General features: G+C 42.6%; 20 protein-coding genes. All 20 read right to left on the reverse strand.

Annotated elements, in window-relative coordinates:
* Positions 1-277 precede the first annotated feature (277 nt).
* Positions 278-526, reverse strand: coding sequence for an acylneuraminate cytidylyltransferase (locus VF412_RS19250; RefSeq protein WP_331340902.1), 249 nt, complete (start codon positions 524-526; stop codon positions 278-280).
* Between the two features lie 130 nt (positions 527-656).
* Complete coding sequence (gene mutM / locus VF412_RS19255; protein ID WP_331340903.1) at positions 657-1,469, reverse strand: bifunctional DNA-formamidopyrimidine glycosylase/DNA-(apurinic or apyrimidinic site) lyase; 813 nt, start codon at positions 1,467-1,469, stop codon at positions 657-659.
* 111 nt (positions 1,470-1,580) lie between these two features.
* On the reverse strand, positions 1,581-2,816 hold the full coding sequence (locus tag VF412_RS19260) for a site-specific integrase (protein WP_331340904.1): 1,236 nt from the start codon (positions 2,814-2,816) through the stop codon (positions 1,581-1,583).
* A complete protein-coding gene (locus VF412_RS19265; protein ID WP_331340905.1) occupies positions 2,813-3,028 on the reverse strand; it encodes a helix-turn-helix domain-containing protein in 216 nt (71 codons plus the stop codon). Before VF412_RS19265 ends, VF412_RS19260 begins: the two co-directional genes overlap by 4 nt.
* A 78-nt stretch (positions 3,029-3,106) precedes the next feature.
* The gene (locus tag VF412_RS19270; RefSeq protein WP_331340906.1) at positions 3,107-3,481 is read right to left on the reverse strand and encodes a hypothetical protein; all 375 of its coding nucleotides are present in this window, start codon (positions 3,479-3,481) and stop codon (positions 3,107-3,109) included.
* A gap of 93 nt (positions 3,482-3,574) precedes the next feature.
* Positions 3,575-5,422, reverse strand: a complete 1,848-nt coding sequence (locus VF412_RS19275) for a relaxase/mobilization nuclease domain-containing protein (protein WP_331340907.1) — start codon at positions 5,420-5,422, stop codon at positions 3,575-3,577.
* Positions 5,403-5,774 carry a plasmid mobilization protein gene (locus VF412_RS19280; protein WP_331340908.1) on the reverse strand — a complete coding sequence of 124 codons (372 nt, stop codon included), beginning with the start codon at positions 5,772-5,774 and terminating at the stop codon, positions 5,403-5,405. Before VF412_RS19280 ends, VF412_RS19275 begins: the two co-directional genes overlap by 20 nt.
* A gap of 92 nt (positions 5,775-5,866) precedes the next feature.
* Entirely contained in the window at positions 5,867-6,046 is a 180-nt protein-coding gene (locus VF412_RS19285; RefSeq protein WP_331340909.1) for a hypothetical protein, read from the reverse strand.
* Positions 6,018-6,383, reverse strand: a complete 366-nt coding sequence (locus tag VF412_RS19290; RefSeq protein WP_331340910.1) for a hypothetical protein — start codon at positions 6,381-6,383, stop codon at positions 6,018-6,020. The genes VF412_RS19285 and VF412_RS19290 overlap by 29 nt, the downstream gene beginning before the upstream one ends.
* A 159-nt stretch (positions 6,384-6,542) precedes the next feature.
* Positions 6,543-8,027: a conjugal transfer protein TraG N-terminal domain-containing protein gene (locus VF412_RS19295; RefSeq protein WP_331340911.1), complete on the reverse strand. Its 1,485-nt coding sequence runs from the start codon at positions 8,025-8,027 to the stop codon at positions 6,543-6,545.
* Positions 8,028-8,035: 8 nt separating this feature from the next.
* Positions 8,036-9,343 carry a hypothetical protein gene (locus VF412_RS19300; RefSeq protein ID WP_331340912.1) on the reverse strand — a complete coding sequence of 436 codons (1,308 nt, stop codon included), beginning with the start codon at positions 9,341-9,343 and terminating at the stop codon, positions 8,036-8,038.
* A 96-nt stretch (positions 9,344-9,439) separates the two neighbouring features.
* The gene (locus VF412_RS19305) at positions 9,440-11,965 is read right to left on the reverse strand and encodes a TraC family protein (protein WP_331340913.1); all 2,526 of its coding nucleotides are present in this window, start codon (positions 11,963-11,965) and stop codon (positions 9,440-9,442) included.
* A 21-nt stretch (positions 11,966-11,986) separates the two neighbouring features.
* A complete protein-coding gene (locus VF412_RS19310; RefSeq protein WP_331340914.1) occupies positions 11,987-12,367 on the reverse strand; it encodes a hypothetical protein in 381 nt (126 codons plus the stop codon).
* Entirely contained in the window at positions 12,327-13,601 is a 1,275-nt protein-coding gene (locus VF412_RS19315; RefSeq protein ID WP_331340915.1) for a TraB/VirB10 family protein, read from the reverse strand. Before VF412_RS19315 ends, VF412_RS19310 begins: the two co-directional genes overlap by 41 nt.
* A 17-nt stretch (positions 13,602-13,618) precedes the next feature.
* A complete protein-coding gene (locus VF412_RS19320) occupies positions 13,619-14,464 on the reverse strand; it encodes a hypothetical protein (RefSeq protein ID WP_331340916.1) in 846 nt (281 codons plus the stop codon).
* Between the two features lie 8 nt (positions 14,465-14,472).
* Positions 14,473-15,477 carry a hypothetical protein gene (locus VF412_RS19325; RefSeq protein WP_331340917.1) on the reverse strand — a complete coding sequence of 335 codons (1,005 nt, stop codon included), beginning with the start codon at positions 15,475-15,477 and terminating at the stop codon, positions 14,473-14,475.
* Between the two features lie 9 nt (positions 15,478-15,486).
* Positions 15,487-15,801: a hypothetical protein gene (locus VF412_RS19330; RefSeq protein WP_331340918.1), complete on the reverse strand. Its 315-nt coding sequence runs from the start codon at positions 15,799-15,801 to the stop codon at positions 15,487-15,489.
* Positions 15,794-16,108, reverse strand: a complete 315-nt coding sequence (locus tag VF412_RS19335) for a hypothetical protein (RefSeq protein ID WP_331340919.1) — start codon at positions 16,106-16,108, stop codon at positions 15,794-15,796. The genes VF412_RS19330 and VF412_RS19335 overlap by 8 nt, the downstream gene beginning before the upstream one ends.
* 233 nt (positions 16,109-16,341) lie before the next feature.
* Complete coding sequence (gene traF / locus VF412_RS19340) at positions 16,342-17,148, reverse strand: conjugal transfer protein TraF (protein ID WP_331340920.1); 807 nt, start codon at positions 17,146-17,148, stop codon at positions 16,342-16,344.
* Positions 17,145-18,181: GspE/PulE family protein (locus VF412_RS19345; RefSeq protein ID WP_331340921.1), on the reverse strand; the 1,037-nt coding region annotated here is incomplete at its 5' end. The genes VF412_RS19345 and traF, both read right to left, overlap by 4 nt.

Genomic DNA, 18,181 nt, shown 5'->3' on the forward strand with positions numbered 1-18,181 from the left:
TGAGCAAGGGCAAGGAGACAGTTTTAAAAGCCTAGGAAATTCGGTACCTTAAGAACTCTCATCAGACGCGAGGATGTGAGGCCGACTTTTAAATTTAAACAGACTTTCGGAGGGTTTGTTTCAGGTCGAAGCGAAAACTTAAAGAAAAAATCACTTCCAGAAAAAACAAAAGCCCTCCGGGGAGGGCTTTTGACTGCGTCGCTAAATTTTCAAGAAATTTCAAAAAGATTCAACGACTCACCAGTATTGTTACTTCGACAAAGTCGAAGCGTGACAACTACTTAGTTTCGCCAGCAGGTGCAGCTGGAGCAGCTGGTGTAGCAGCTGGAGCAGCTTCAGTGCCTGGAGCTGGAGCAGCAGTGCCTTCAGCTGGAGTAGCAGCTGGAGTACCTTCTGCAGGAGTTGCAGCAGGAGTTGCTTCTGTAGTTGGAGCTGGAGCAGCTTGCTCAGCAGGTTGGTTTTTAGAGCAAGTAAAACCAGTTGTGAAAGAAAGAGCTAGCAAAGCAGCGATTACGATTGCTTTCATTGTTGTTGTGTCCCTTCGTATTAATAAGTGCGCGTCCAAAGGGTCTTTGAACGCACGTTTTTGTTTTCAAACTCGACTAATGGCTAAGTTACACAACTTTTCGCGCAGTTAGCAAATATTTTTTCAAAAATTATTTTTGGCAGGAAGGACACCAATACGTGTTTCGACCACCTATCACTTTCGCTCGAATAGTGTGCCCACATCTTACGCACTTTTCTCCTTCGCGATCGTACACTTTGAAAGTGTTTTGGAAGTATCCACTCTCCCCTGAGGCATGAGCAAAATCGCTGATGGAAGATCCGCCTTTTTGAATCGACTCTTTCAAAATTCTGCGAATCTCTTTCACCAGAATTTTCGCTCTATCGAGAGAAAGTTTTTGCGCTGGCAATGATGGTTTTATGCCTGCCGCAAAAAGCGCTTCGCTTGCATAAATATTCCCAACACCCACAACTACTTTTTGGTCCATGATCGCTACTTTCAGGGCTACATTTTTTCCGCGAAGACTTCCCCACAGCGACTCTCCAGTAAAATCCTTACCCAGCGGCTCGGGACCTAAACCTACAAGTCTTGGATGCGACGCAGGATCGCTGACGAAATCAAAAATCCCGAATCTTCTTGGATCACGATAAGCCAGTCGCAAATTTCCTGAAAAATGAAGATAGACATGGTCATGAGAACGCTCATCCCCTGGCGGAGCCACTCGCCACGTCCCCGTCATTCCTAAATGGGAAAGCATGGCACCCTTGTTGGTCCATAGGAGCAGATACTTCGCGCGACGTTCCACATGTGTGACTTTTTCGCCAATCAAGGTATTGAGTTTCTTCGCAGGCATGGGATCGCGAAGATCTTTTCTTTTTAATTCAATTTTTTCTAATTTAGGTCGGTCCTCAAGAATCTTTTCCAATCCTTGGCGGACCACCTCTACTTCGGGAAGCTCAGGCATTAGGCACCTAACCTATTGTTTTTACTAGTTATTGCAGTTGCGTTAAATGCCATGTCACCCTCATGTCACCCAATTTTTTGCTCATGTCATCCTAGCTCATCTTATTTCATTTTACTTCATACTTCGCAATGGAATTACGTTCGTGTACTTCTCAGTTTCGCTCTCATAAAGTCCTAGCTGACGAATATACTCCAACACTTTGAGTGAAGTATCTCGCTGAACTTCACCATCAATTTTGGAATAATGATCCGCAAGTTTTAGATCTTTATGCCCTGTCATTGCAATAACAGAATCAAGCCCTTGCCCACCAACTTTACGAGCCAACGTCGCCATCCCATGCCGCAAACAATGCGTACCACGATAAGGAATACCACATCGCTTTTGGGCACCACGGTAGTTAACTTGAATCGTACAATAATTCAGCGGCTTTCCATCAACGTGAAACAAATAATTACATCCAGGCACTCTTGCTTTAAGGCGTCTTTCAATAATCGCTCGTAACCACGGATGAATATGAACACGACGAGTTTCACGATTTTTCGGAAAGGGTTTTAAATATTCGAACATTTTATTTTTGTTCGCCCAAACCACCACATCTTTGATAAGAATATACTCCTCTTCCAAGTAAATATTCGAAATCTGAATGCCCGCAATCTCGCTAATTCGTCCAGCACAAAAGAACTGAGCCATCGCCAAGTCTGCATACAATTCATTATTGAATGCAGAAAAAAATTTGAATGCCGCCCCAACTGGAATTTTCCGGTCTTCCGGTTTAACCGGAGTATCACGGATAAACGCCATTTTTTTGTGTCGCAGTCGAATAGGGTTAATCAGCATTGCCGACTCCTCTTCGAAAATATCTTCTGATTTGTACCAATTGAATATGCAGGTAAAGAGATTTAACTCGTTATACAGATTGCAACGTCGTGCCCTGCCTCTACTTAACCCCTCATACTTATCAGACAAATAATACTTCTTTTTTTCTTCAATCCATTCATTGATGACCTTAGAAGTAATATCCTCCATGTGAAAATCAGTAAGATTCTCTAACTGTTCAAAGCGGCGTTTCCAGATTAACTGAGTGCTCAATTCCAATGAAGGAAAATGCAGTTCTTGCATTTTCCCCCACACATGACCGAGCGTACTAGTTTTCTTCTCGCCCTCATCAGGAGCAGTTAACTTTCTTTCTCCATTAAACGTATTTCGCCAATAAATGGCATCACGTAAGGAATCAAAAGTTTCGGCGTATTGCTTGTTACCTATTTTTTTCTTTGCTTGATAACGCCCAGACTTTACATGTTTTCTGATGCCTGGATGCTTTTCAAGAACCACGTACTCACTACTCACTTCATACCTCCTTCATCAATCCAATTTTGGATCTCAAGAGGAACGAAATAGAGCTTTCCGCGCTTCTTCCTATGTGGAATCAAATTCTTAGACGTTAAGTTATACAGAGTCCCGATTGCGTATCTTGTGAACTCTGCAACGTCTTCGATAAACCATATTTTTTTGTCAAAGATCGACGGCCCATTAGCAACTAATTGACCTGTTAAATTCATACCATTTTCCTCGCAAACAAACAAATTTTTTAAGCATCAGAACGGCGCGAAAATCAGAGAGAAAATGCAGCAAAATCATCATTTATTTTGCAGCGTTTTTTCGTCCACAAACGCTGCACCAGAAAGCGACGAAAGCGACTCTTGCTTCAGTAAAATTCCGAGGAATTCGTCTTTAGAAACGTTGCCATTTTTCTTGATATAGTCGCGGTAGCTCATCTCAATGCGGTCAGCATTCGAAAGGGAGCCATCTTGTAACTTTTGAATGTGTTCTTGCTTTAGGAGGTCCAGCAGCAAATTCAGAATCTGATCGACCCGAACCTTACGTCCGAAACTCTTTTTGTTGATCTTTGCCAGCTCTGATAACAGACGCTTACGAGTCTCAATTTTCACTCGCAAATTTGCACTAGTTGCCTTTTTAGAAACTTGAACTTTTTTGACATCGGTTGATTCCATAAAAACCTTCTTTTATGAAACCTCGACCGCCTTTTTGTGGTAGGAGAGGAAATTCTTAATTTTAAAGCCCCAAACTGAGTTTGTAGGAGTTTTCTATAACTCAAGACTGATATTACGACTGCGCTCTTTTGTGACTTCCGGCGCGACAGACGTCTTCACTTCAATTTCAAAAGGCGTCAGTGCTTTACGAAAATTTGTAACAAATAATTCTTGCCGTTGTCTCAAATTCTCATTCCGACTGAATACAAATTCTACTTCGCGAATTTGCGGATTGAGCGCGACTGTCGATAACAAGGCTGAGTTAGACTTTTCATCAAACATCACCAGATGAGAACCTTTCTTCCCTCGACTACCCCGCTCAGCATCAGACAATATGAAATCAACAGGGTTGTGAAATACCGTTAACCTCTTGGACTGCTTGATTTCTGCTAAAAAGGTCTCATGTGGTTTTCCATGTCTAACTGACTTCCACGCACCTGATTCTCGATCCACTGAATACCCGACGGCAGAGTCCTCTTTTTTGTTCACAAAAAATATTATGTTATTTTTTGATACGAACATACGATCACTCTTTAAAAGAGCTTCAGTCTGACTCTCTTTGTAGCCATTTTGCTTTAAAAAAAGACTAACAAATTCTTTACTCTTTTTCGAATCAGCCTTTTGCTCTGTGGGTACATAGAACGATCTAAAGGTTCTCTTATGTTCACTCATCAATGGCTCAAGCATCATCAACCGAGGATTCTCATTGATTTTTGAAATTGCCCTCAAAAAATCAACATCATGGTGATAAGCAACGAATTCAATAATCGACCCTTGGGTGTAATTCTTGGTATTTTTCCATCCGTTCTCTGTGACATGAATGAACTCCCGTCCCTTCAAGACAGTTTGGCCTTTTTGATTTTGAATCAGAGAAATTTTATTCTCTTCGCAATACTTAAAAATACTCTTTGCTTCTGCCCTCTTCATCTCCTCATGTAAAATGCTGTCAGAGTTGCGCAAAGCCCAAGGCAACCTGTCACGAGGACTGCGGCGGTCAATTTTTGTAAACTTACCGTAATCCTTTGCTCCGACGCTTGTATTGCTTGTTGATTCAGATAGTAAATTGCCTTCAACTCCCACAGTGCCTCTGCTTCCAGATCGAATTGCTCCGACTTCTCGTTGTATTCGCTCTCGAATGTCTGGCTGTTTTGTGAATCTTGCATCATTCTCCCTAAACGCTTTTATCAAGCCTTCTTTTGTAAAGTTATCCCCAACATTTTTTCCCCGAATAGCTTTTGTGCGCTCTCCATACAGATAGCTAATGCCTTTATTCTCAATCCGCGCATGCACACCCAATACCCCTAAAATGGACACGTACTCATCGAAACTTGTGCTCGCAGCTCTTGCAAAATCCGCCTTTTGCAAGAGATCATATCTCCACGACCTCTTACCATGAGCGACCATTGCCTTTGCTCGCTCAGGCAATTTCTCTTCCCTTGATTTAATCGAAGGAGCAAGAACAGATAAACCATTTTCCCTCGCGATGTTGTCATTGATTTCTCTCGTTTTGAAAATCAATGACTTCTTATTTTCCAATAATTTGCCTGTCTCCGAGTGTACCGAGCAAATGACTACATGATTATGTATATGGGCTTTTTCTGTATGTGTGACAACCCATGCCATGTGACCAGGAGCAAGACGTTTTGCAAGCTCTTGTCCCATCTCATTGTATTTCTCTGGTGAAAACAAATTGCTCTCACTAGGGTGCCAAGACTGAATAATAGTCAACGCAAGGTTCTTTGCTTTGCTCTTAGTTCGTTCGTGCTCAAGACGAATACTCTCAGCAGCCTTTTCAGGCAGGCCATGAGAACTCGAACGAACCATTTCCGCTTCTCTTTCCTTATTCAAATAATTCTCCAATGCCTCCGGCTTTTTGACCCAATCAATTTTGACTGTTGCCATTTCCCACCGAGATCAAACGACGAATTTCAAAATAGGCTGTCGTCAAACTATTGAATGCCTGATTCCATCCCTCTCGCGAACCTTCATTCACCTTTCGAGCAATTTGGTTGAGATTGTTTCCTTGCCGATTTAACTCCACAATGAGCTTTTGTGTATCTTCTGGAAGAAACAAAGGGCGAAGTAAATCTAGCCTTTTGAACAGAGCTTTCTTTAATAAGGCCGGTTTTGACATTCCAGTAACTCGCTCCATCTTTTCAATCATACTCTGCTCGTGCGGCGAAAAACGGACACAGGTTGCATTCGATGGCTTGAGTTCTTTTTTATCACTTTCTGCACTCATATTTTTATCCAATATCAGTTCAGAAAATCCTCGGGGTATCGTGGGATTTCTAGATTGAATTTACTTTTCCCTGATCGGGATCAAGCACTAAATTAGATCCGCTGCTATTTGAAAGCAGAGAGTAACGCTTTAAAAATCGTAGTAAGCCATCCCTCAACTTCTTCATGAATCGAATCGTCTGCTAAAACGGCTTCTGAAACCATTTCTTTTGTCGCACTCAACTCTCCGACAGCTTTCATAACCTCTTCACCGGAACTAGTGGTAACTGTTTCTAATTCGTTCATTTCCATCTCCCTCTTTGTTATCTTTCAAGACCTTATTCATCATAACTTTGTTGGCCGACAAAATCTCATTCAAGCTTATCAATAAATTCTGTTCAGCTTTCATTAGTGTCTCACTTTTCTGAAGCTCTTGAATAATTTCAAAGCCCTCTCTTTGAGTTTTTAAGGCTTCGATCAAAGCCTTTTCCTTCGTCAGAATTGCTCGCAAATTCTGTTCATTTGTAGTCACTGTTGCACACCCAATCATCCCAAAACACAGACTGGTGGACACCAAAATTGTTACAAAATTGATTCGTTTTAAGTTTGTTAGTTGTCTGAGTTTTAAATTTTTTTGATTCATCTTTCTCCTTTGTATTTCGATTAAATTTTGTAGTTTTCTTTTAGGTCTTTTAGTTCGCGGCAAGCTAGGGGAGTGATATCACTTCCCCCAAAAAAGTGAGGGCAAAGCCCCCACACCCCCGAGGAAAGTGCATAGCACTTTTCCTTATAGCCAATAAAACTAGATCATAGCTTTCATAACCGATGATGCTACTCCTGTAGCCGGATCAAGGAATTCCGGCTTTTCCTCAGTGTCACTTTCTCCAAGCATCGGTTTTAAGAACATAACTACAGTCCCAGTCGTTAACGTACCCACCAAAAGTTGAACCCACGAATAAATTGAGTACACGTAATACATTCTCGAATTCACAAGAGCCGCAGAATATAGCGAAACCCCATCGTGTAAATTACCGAACGCCTGCATAACTTCACTCGACATCGCTATTCCCAGCATGATGTGATAAAGCAGGGTCCAAAGCGGTGCCCACATCAGCACGGAAAAGTAGATCCAAAACCAAATGACCAAAACTCGCCAATAGCCCGCAACAACGAAGAATATGAGCCAAGGAAATATCGCAATTAAGATCATCTTGATAAATCCGGCAACATGAGGTGCCCGTGCCAAATGCTCACTGAACTCTTGCGATCGGCTCGCCGCCTCTGAAGCCCCTTGAGTTGTCCTGAATCCTAAAGCACCAAGCCAACCGTCCCAACGAACGAACCGATTGAGCGTTTGAAAAACCGAGGAAGCCGTTCCCATTGACTCGGCTCCTTTTTGAATTCCCAATCTCCCCTCATGGTCGTCCATGTAGTAATTCACAAGAGCCATCGATGCCGTATAGTTCCAATAAGAAGTCGAATCGAAGTAGTTACCGAAATATTTTTCACGTGTAGACTCCGGCAAACCACCCACTTGCTCCGAAGCAAAATCTATAAGATGAGATCTAACCTGATCTTTCACTTCAAGACAGTTGGACTGTCTGCCGTTACCCAACTCAAGGGGAATCATGGACAGGCCCTTTTCTGCTTCATTACTGATTCTAAAGAGCTGATCCAAAGAGCTTTGACTTCCGTCCCTCTCAACCTCCGGCAAGACCTTCAGAAAACATTCATTGGTGTAGAACTGCAATTCAGATCGCAATGCCGGATTATCAATTGCAGCAGCTCCCGCATACATCACCGCCTTGTAAAAGAAGTCTGGAGTCTCTAGCTGAGAGTTTCCCTTTGCGAAGAGCCCATCGATAATTCTAGACAAAAGAGCTGAAAATTCCTCCGCCGTCCCACTGATTAGGCTGAACAAAATACTTACACGATATCCGCTGACAACATCAGTATGCTCTCGCTGAACATATTTATTGTCGGCCCAGTTCCCACCTTTAAAGTCCAAGACTTCTGAGTTAGTACCGACCCTCAAAATCGCGAGCCCCAGAAAAAGACATGCGGAAATCTTCATGAATTTCGAAAGTGGTACGTGGCGTTTTTCAACGAGTGAACCTGGAATATATCTGGAAATGAATTTCACCAGCGTTATGAAAAACATGGCTCCAAAGATAAGAAGAATCAGCCCCTTAAAAAAGCTTTCACTCGTAATCACCTCAATAAATTTTGAATGCAGCTCCAAACCAATGATCTGATAGAGAGCTTCGTAAGCAGTATTTGAAAACATGCAGTCTCCTAATTACAAAGTACGCCATCAGAACAATCGAATAACTTAGACTTTATGGATCGACCGCTTTGTTCAGCATCGTCTCGGCTCAGTTTTTCTTCACTCAGCTCTCGGCTGATCGTCAGCCCCTCTTCATTTATTTGGGCAACGACCTTATTGAGTGGACTATTTCTTTCTCTTTGAAGATCTAATGTCGCATCGATGGATTCTTTTAGAGCTTGGCGTTTATCGGCTATTTCCTTTTTTCGACGATCCGGCAAATTTGGGTTCTGACTAGCCACACTGAGAATGTCCAAAGATCTGTTCATATCTTCTGAAAACCGGGCCACCGCGATTGAACTTGCCAGGCGACGGCAATATAAGCCTCGCGTTCGCAATGGCATGATAGCCAGATTACGAAGCGTTTGGCGGTCTAATAGAGTGGAGTCATCAGTCCCAGTATATTCTTTAAGGTTTGCTGTTCGCACGGCCTCGTTTATACTAGAGACCTCATCGACCTTTCTCATAAAATTAGAACAAAGCTTTTCCTGAACTTCCTGCTCAAGTGAGGCCAAGTGAGTTCTTGGTGTTAAGGCAAAAGGCCTACCACCATACTCAACAGACACCGTACCCTTAGTTAGCACCGTATCACCTACAAGCCCCTGGACGAGCTTTAGAGACTTTCCATCGGGCTCAGAATCTAAGCCCGCCCATTTTGCTGAACTCTCAATTAGCTTGTTCGACGAAGACTTATCTCCATATTTTGAACCTGACCAATTCGCGATATCCATGTCCCAGGTTCGCCCCGAGTTACAGGTCTGCATCGCAGCTTCTATATTGCCGCCATTCTTTTCAATTTCACGGTGAACACAATCTTGTCGTTCCTCATAGTAGTCTTCGACGCGAGAATCGACGTATTTATCCATGAGGGCACATTGATTCAGTCGCATCTGTGACATGAAGTTCGCGTTAATCTGTGAATGTTTTAAAATTGCACACCAGGTTGGTGAAAAATAACATGCAACTAACATCGGAGATCCTGCGATGATGTCCTTTCCCATGTCGCCAAAGTATCGGCTGTCGAGCATGTTCTTCAATGTCGCCTGAAGAGTGCTTTTGAAATCCACGCGTCCACAATCAGATCCCACCCCTAGATTTACTCCCAAATCTACCGATCTATAATTTTCGAAAATTGGATCTTTCTTTAAACCTTGGTGCTGAAACAAATAGTCACCAGCACGAAGTTCAGTTTGATTTTTATATGAAAAATCATTGTCAGCCGAAAAGGACGAGCCGCTCACAAAGAGTGCATAAAAGAACAATACAAATTTTTTCATTAACTTGTCTCCTCATCCAAGACCTTCCGCATCCGGTTGTAGGAAGGAGACTGTTGATATATGCCGCCCAATTTGGGTAGGCTCTAGTTCGATGGGTTATTCGCTAAGATCAGCCATTTCAGCCTTCTCGCGTTCACTATTAGCAGAGGTTCTTCGATCTAATGACGACTGGATATATCTGAATGCGCCCTTGATACTTCCCGCTTTGTTTTTATAAAAGACTTCGGCATATTCTCTGTCTTTTGTATCAAGGCTTGAAACAACCTCAGCTTCTCCCTCATCCAGCACATCCGATTTTTCTCTGAGGTACTTTACATTGTCCCGACTCATCTTGAAGAAAAAGAAATTATCAGCCGCTCTCCAAATTGCTCTCCCCGCTTCCAGCTCGAAAAAGATTGCTGGGTTTGGCGCTACGCCAAGAACGAAAAATCCCATTTTACGCATACGTTCTGTGGCTTCCACGATAAAGTCTCCCACGATTGGATTGTCGCGGCCTAAACAGCCAAGCTCTTCGATATAAAGAACTCCTCCGCGAGCCAAATTTTCTGGCTTGTTCATCATGGTCATAATCTCGTAGATTATCGACATACTCATCATGACCTTCAGAGTCTCATCCGAATCCAGCGCTTCCATATCATAGGCATAAAGAAGTTTATCTAGTGATAGTGCTTTCTTTTTCTTTTTTGGAGCCTTCAAGAAATTTGCATAAATCCCATCACCATAAAAAGGCATGAGGCGGACAATAAGATCCTCAATAGATTCTTTCAATCCTTCAAATTCCTCTTCGGATGTTAGTGCAGCCATTGATGCAACCACATCATCCATTGAAACAGCTATTTCCCCCTCGCTTTTTGAATCAATTAATTCCCCATCTTTATATGTAACCCCCTTTTCTCTAGCTCGTCTTAAGTAAGCCTCCTTTAAAGCCCTTGAGACAATGCTTACGTGATGGCTCTCCATCTCAAAACTTGCTGATGTCAGCTTCACTCCGGTTAATATTAACTTTGTTAGAAATTGAACCTTATCGTCATCAAATACTCCCCGAAACGGAGAAAGGGGCATTCCCTTCTTTGGATCAAAGATGCTCAAATCGCCGTCGAAGTCTCGACAAAGAGTTTCACAGCTAGCACGCTTGTCGATTACGAAGGCAAGTCTTTCCGGCGAAAGCAACTTCATCGCTTGCACACAGTCCAATGCAAATTTACTTTTCCCCGATCCCGTATCTCCCAAAAATACAGAGTGATTTGAAATCTGATTAGCAATCCACGAAAACTGAATAAGATTATTTTCTCTGGAGAGGAAAAGCTGCATGGGATTTCCAGTCCCTCTAAACGAGTCAAAGACCGGCAAGAGCTTTACCGCATCTTTATTAAGAATGCGGATAAACCGTTGTGCGGAGTAATCCGAAGCAGGACTATAAAACAGTGGCAACGTATTGAGGCACAATCCAAGTCCAACTAATTCTTCCTGAATTACTTCACACTCTAAGTCATTGTGAAAGATCGAGATGACAGCACGCTCACGTTCATCAAGAATCTCTTCACTCTCCCCTTCGATAAGTACACAAAACGTCATAAACAGACATCGTTCGTCATGGGCTAAACGCTCCTGAATCTCCTTCAATTCATGAAGCTGACGACGAGATTTAGCATTCGGAGTACTTTGCAGAAAAAACTCTTTCACATCAAAATAGCTTTTTACCTTGTTCCTTTGCGGAAAACTAAAATTGAGTGATATTTTAAATGGGAAATTCTTCGTCAAAAAATTTGCCATCAAGCCAGGGACAACACGTCTAGGACTTGTCTTTAATGTTATTGTTCTAGTCTTTACGCCCTCTCTCTCGATTCCTTTCAATGTCCCGGTCGGCCCCGAATAGACAACTTGCTCCGAAATCGAAATATCTGGATTGAATGGGGCAAACACACGCTGCAAGTATTCCTTTGGGTTGAAGAATGCTCTTAAAAAGTCAACAAGGTCTTCACCCGATAGTCTTTTTAATCCGACCTTAGAACTCTCCAAAAACTGCAAAAGTAATTGTGAAAACTCAGCGATTTCTCCGCTCATTTCACCCATTGCATCGAACAATACTTTTTCATTTCTAGCCGCAATATTTTTCATAGTAATGAAGCTACGGGTTTCTGGAAAATAGCGAATCGACAATAAAGTTCTTCTTCTCATCGGAGAAAGTGCTGTTCTTCCTTCACAAGCATTCTTGAACATCTCAATACGCGCATCGAGAATCGCTTGAGAAAAGGGATTTGACGATGGAAAGCTATTTTTTATTTGAGTCCAAACTTTATCACGAGCAGGTATATATGATTGATCAAAGAGCACCTGAAGAGTACACTTCTCAGGAAGAAAAAACCAAGACTTCAAAGCATCTACGACATCAACGATATCAGAAGCTTTCAAAGGCTCATGCTCAACGAGATCGATTTCGTAAACCGCTCCAAGTGATCCATCTTTTAAAAGATAAATCCCATCCTTCTGAAGATATTCCTCATAAGGTAATATTTTTGCGAAAGAATCGGGTCTCTCAAAAAGTGCCTTCATAAAGAGATCCCGACCACTGAGCACTCTACTCATGACCTCGTTGCCTCCATTTAAATTAAGCTTTGTCATTAAATGCTCCTTTGCAAATTCCTACTTCTTAGATGGAATTCTTTTCGAAGTTGGTTTTGTGCTATCTGATAACTTGAGTCCTGCCTTCTTACCTTTCATATCGGGACCTGTAGCCTTTTTCATTTCCCAACTCTCCGGCGCAACCAGCACCGAAATCCAAGCCCCCCAAAAGTAATCTTTAGACGGCAGTTCTTTTGGGTGAAGCCATGCAACTACCACTTTTTCGGGCACTCTGGTCGGAACATATCGAACTCCTTTGCTGTAAACCTCACTCATCCCGTTAGGCGGTGCTTTAACATCGTATCCGGCCCTCTCTTCTAGTAGTGACTTCTCCGTCTTGGTCGCACAGCCCATAAAACAGCTAGTCAAGAACACGAGTAAAATATGAATAAATACCTTCATTCCCTTTAACCCCTTCTTTCTTGAAATATTCTTCTGGCAAAGAAACCTTTTCGCTCATCACGATCCATACGTCTCTTCCTGAACCGACCGATACAGTCGGAGCCAAGTTCTGCGCTTGCTTTAAATACCATTGCGCAACCATGCTCGCAGCATTCGCGGCCCCACCAGCGACCACATACTTTTCCGCATCACCAGTCATCGCACTTTGAGTGCCACCAAAAGCGTTAGTACTTTGTGTCGTTTGAGTTGCTTGGACAGCCTTTCCAACGCCTTCAATCACACTTGCTAGGAAAGCCATAGATGCGACGCGCCCCTGTTTAGATTGAACCTTCCCTTGCATGGCAAACGAGTTATCTTTGTCATCCGCTACAAATCCCTTCACGGCCCGCTCAAACATCTTTCCGTGCTTCGAAACACAACTCATTTTTGTCGGCTGCATTTGAACTCGCTCGGTAGAAAGATCTCCTTCTGCTTTTGCAATCATGAAACAGCCAGATAAATCAATTTTGTGATCGTTCGGCGCAACATAGGAGTAATCTAAAACCATTAAAACTGGGTAAGTCCGTCCCTCCGGCACATCAACACCAGTTAAGATTTTAGCCTTTACATAACTACCTGCTGGCAACACCACACCTTGTCCTTTCACGTCACTTTTAACTGGAAAGGAAATGACATCTGGTCCCTTTGCCTTGATGAGAACGTGACCTCCATCTTTTTGATTTTTTCGATTCGGTGAAGCCGCCAAATCCACTCTTTGCTCCTCCGCCATCGTCGAAGGATAAAGTTGAATAGGTGTTTCCGTACTGTTCGTCGTGGTACTTAAAGCCGTCTGACTGCCAGAGGGTACTCCACTTATACTTTGCTGATTTGCGGTTGTATTTTGATTTGCTTGCGTCTCAAGCTTCTTTTCCAATTCCGCAATTCTCGTTTCTAATTTCGACTGTGAATCAATCAAAGACTGTGCCTTTTGCGATAGTAACTTTTCTTTTCCGCGATAAAAGGTTCCCTCTCTATCGTTCAAAATTCGACCGTTTTGAAAACTTACTACTTTGGTACTTTCAATGATCCGTCCTTCTTTTCCTCGATTTAAGGAGAGAAGGTTGAAAGACATCAAAATCCCCAGAAAAACTAAACCGCCTGCAACTGGTCTTGCTTTCAGCATTTCTCTCAATCGATTGAAATACTTTTTTAGGTCTTCCATTTTCAACTGGGGCACTGTTTCAGTTATACTCATATACTCCCCCCTCTGTCTTAATCCTCATTTTCAGTCTTTGACTTGTGTTCCTCCGCCTCCATCGGCATCACAACGTCATTACTTGTCGCCGTATTCTTTGCGACGACGCGAACAAGAGTTTTATATGTTCCCTTTCCTTTTGGTTTCAAAATAGACTCATCGCTTTGTGAAAGAATTGCGAGGCCATCGTCACCCACAGTGAATTTACGAACGTCAACCTCAATATCATTTCGCCAACTCGTATTCGTCACTAAGAAGACATATCCGTTATAAGGACTTCCTTTATATATTCGTGTAAGTTCAACGCTTATACCTGACTGCTTTGATGGCATTCTCTGAGACGTTTTAATTATCTGATATCCAGAAATCGCCGAGTCACTAACAAGTGCCTTTAGTAACTCCACCTCAAATGATGATTCACCTCTATCCGCTGGTCTCTCGTTACTTTTTGCATCCGCGGATTTAAAATCATAAAAGCTGTCGGATAGCGGATCATTGACTTCGGCTACGATCTTTACCCTGACAACTGTTCCGTCAGATAAAATGAAAGATACGTCGTTGGAAACTCCAGCAAATCTCGGAGTTACAGACAAAACCGAGTAGCTAGAATCCTTTGGATTGGCGGATTTTACCTCAAACCTACTAGCCCCAGAAATTGTCTGTACAGATTTTGGAAATCTAAAGATGGTAGGACCCGTGTGTTTAATACGGATCGTTTCAATCTTCTCACTCGTATAAATCACCTTTGCATTCGCCTCTTCGGACAGCATTGCCACGAAAAGAAGAGACAGAACTACATAGGCTAACAACGCAAATGTATTCAAAGCTGTCAGTAAATTCACTTTGACTTTTAGTTGATTCATTCCATCTCCTATTGATGTTTCTTTTTGTCTTTTTCTTTCAAGGGGTCTTGCGCTTTAAATCCGTCAGACTTAGAGCGCTTTAGGCTCGTAATCTCCAAGTACCATTGTTTTCCTTGCACCGGAGGAACAAGCTTTAGGGTCATCTCGATCACTTCATCAGCTCGTCCGAGATTTTCTCCATTCGAATAGCGTTGCCGTTGCGCCAGAGCCGTTACCTTATAAAAACCATCACCCGAAGAGATAATTTCTCGATCTGTTACAGTCAGTGTTTCGGAGATATTCTCGTTCTTTACAGCCTCAAGCCATTCAGCACTTTCCTCTGCGAACTGCACCCCAAGATCGGGGGACATGAAATTCGCAAGTCGTTTGTACTGCTCGACGGCGTTTACAGAATTGATATTTCCGAGCATACTAATAAAACTCATTGCCGCATCGGTAACGTAGGAGTCACTGACGGTTTGAGGAGACGCTGGGGTGAAATCAATCACCCCAGGCGCTAAAATGTATTCCTTCTCTCTTAACTGCTTCTCAAGTCCGTGAATCTCATATCGCGAACAGGCGAAGGTCGCCGCAAATGCCGCAAGATGAATCGCTAAGACATACTGTAAAGTCATTTTTTCCTTTAGCAGTGCTGCCTTAAAGCAGATGAACTTCGGCAATACTCTCAGATCAACCCCCTTGTACACTCCCACCGGAGGTGCTTGCACCTTCGCTGCCTCTATCCCCTTTTCCATTGCTGTTATCATTTCGTGTCCTTTGCTTTTTACCTTTTCCACCATCGGCTTGAGCTTTAGCCGCAGGATTTTCAATAGCGTGATTTTCAGCGATAACATCAAGGTAACGACGAGGCAGAATCCACGTTTCGACTCGTTTGACGATCCAGTACTTTCCGTCTTTTGAGAGTCCGACCTGCATATCGAAGTTTGGTTTTCGCTCAAATCCTCCATTTTGTTTTGCGTTTTCTTTTCCTTCTTGCATCCACATCCCTCCTCTGGGTTGTTTGGTTGGTCCATCTGTTCTCCTTAGTCTGAATACTTTCTCTTTTTTCCTTTTGGATTCACGAGGCCCGGCAATTCCATTTGAAAGTTGGCGTATGGCCAATGTAGAAAAATTCCTTTTGGATAACGGCGTTTAACAATCGGTCCAGCTCCCAGAAATACACTGAGTAATACAATCATTGTTCCCCATGAATAAAAGAGGACTCCGAAAATTAATATAATAAATAGACCGATGAATACGTCCGACAGCTCCCAGAAATCTAAAACCGTAATAGGCGAATCTATAGTTTGACTGACGAGAGTCGAATACTTCGTCTTCAAGATGTCATTCTTAGACATCACTTCCTCCAAGCGGAACACTTAGAAGAGAAAACACACTACCACCGCCCCCAATGTCGAAAATATTTTTGACCCACATCGGAGCTGTACCTAAAATAATGGCGGCAACGACGCACAAAACTGCGATGCCAAATCGCTGTTCTTTAAGATTCCAACCAGCAGACATCACTGCAAGGCCTGCAAAGATTCGCGCTCCCCATGAAAAAAGCATTGAATCGACAATTCTTAAAACAGTGCCAGCAGCTTCCAATTTATCGGAAGCATCTGATCCGGGGATCTTTACCCCTGCATGTGCGTATGAATTCATAATCCACGAAATTAGGAGCGCGATTAAAATAAAAAGAAACCACTTCTCCCTCTTATTTCGAGGATCTCCAAGGCGGTATTGCCCACAATAGACGAGCGAACCACCAGCGTATAGACGTTCTCCGAGCATAGAAACTCCCTCATGTGCTCGAAGTCACTCTCCTAACGTGGTGGAGGACTTCTCTAATTTTTATTTTAATTAACTTTTAGAGCGTTTGTGGTTTGCTCTCGTGTTCAAAGACTACTGACACCTTCTAGCATCTCTACGATCTCAGAATATTCGTGATATCCTTCTATTGCTGGAAGAAGTGCCTTTCTTTTTGTATCCGCAATAAGTAAAAAAGGAACTCCCTTAATACCGTGAGCTTTTAGGTCTCTACGATCCGCTTTCAGAATTGGTACTATTTTCTCAGCGATTGGAACAGGACCATCATCAATCTGTAAAGCCTGGACCTCATATCCTTGGTCGCTAAATCTTTTTAAAACGCCAAGCATCCTGCGACAATGTGGACAAGTGGATTCGAAATACATTCGAAGGCGAAATCGCTTCGGATCTATCTCCACATTTTTTGCAACTCGCCTCAATCTATCAACTTTTAAAGACGGTTCCTTATATGATGACTGAATGCCAATATCTGAAGATGGTTGATTCTTTGCTAAATACTCTTGCATACGAGCTTGGAGCCTTGAAGAAAGCTCATTCTTCTTTCTAATGTAATCAAACCATTGCTTCAAATTATCATCACTCGGGTTGCGAGCAATTTCCATAAAAGGCTCTGGCGGTGTATAATCACCCTCTTTAAAAAACTCCTTATTTTTAGGATCTAGATACTTCTTCCAAGGAAAGTCATTTTTACTATTTTCATCTCGCTCAATACTTAGAGGAGCTTTAGGCGACGCCGCTTTTAACGGTTCACCATCTCCCCAAAAATCAATTTTTCTTGCAAAATAATTTATTTCATTAGCATTTACTTTCATCGAGAAGAAAAATGCTGAGTATATAAGACACAGTAAAAGACATGAAATTTTATGTTTCATCATTTCGACTCCCGGCAATCGATATCTCCTTGTCGAATCCTTGCAAGTTTTGACTCCGCGAGACTGCGTGCAAGCACTAATCTTTTAGCATCAAATAATGCCCATTCCAAAATAGGAACTCGTCCCAAAATTCCCTTATTGCACGCAGAACACCCTTCAATTTCCCTCACCCATAAACCTTCCTTATCTGTCGGCATCCGACAAGAGAGACACAATTTCTGTTCCAGCCTCTGCGCCAGAGATAATCTTAAATTTGACTCTAACACTAAGGGCTCGACGCCAAGACCGGCTAAACGCTCAACAACTTCTATCGCCCCATTTGCATGAAGTGTTGTAAAAACTAAATGTCCTGTTTCCGCGGCCTGAAAGCAAAGTCTCGCCGTTTCAGGATCACGAATCTCTCCCACTAGAATTACATCGGGGTCTTGCCTCAATACTGACCGTAATGCTTCAGCAAATGAGATTTTTTTACTGATCTGCACCTGATTTAGACCCTGAATGCGATACTCAACTGGATCTTCCAACGTGATGACGTTACACTCCTTAGGATTCACAGCTTGAAGCAATGAATATAGCGTTTTACTTTTACCGCTTCCCGTCGGACCCGAAATTACAACTACGCCGTTCTCGTAAGAGATTGCCTTTCTCAAAATAATTTGCTCATCTTCAGTAAATCCCAATTTTTCAAGCTCAAAGGTTGCATCTAAATCAAGTAATCGCATCACAACCTTTTCACCAAATAGAGTCGGCAATAGGCTCACCCGCAAATCCAACATTAAATGTGGAAAAGACACGCGAGAATCTTGCGGCCTGCCACTGATTCCAATGGGAAGACCAAAAGTCCTTTTAACCTCCAAAATCAAACTGTTCTTATGTTCAACTCCAATAGTTTTATAAGAAGTGATCTCACCATCAATTCTCAATCGAAATTCGACTGCCGCCTCCTGTGGCTCAATATGGATATCGCTTGCGCGCTTTTCTTTCGCATCGACAACCAGGTCATGCAAAAGTTGCGCATAGGGGCCTTCATCAAGAA

The organism is Bdellovibrio sp., assembly GCF_036384735.1.
Lineage (GTDB): Bacteria > Bdellovibrionota > Bdellovibrionia > Bdellovibrionales > Bdellovibrionaceae > Bdellovibrio.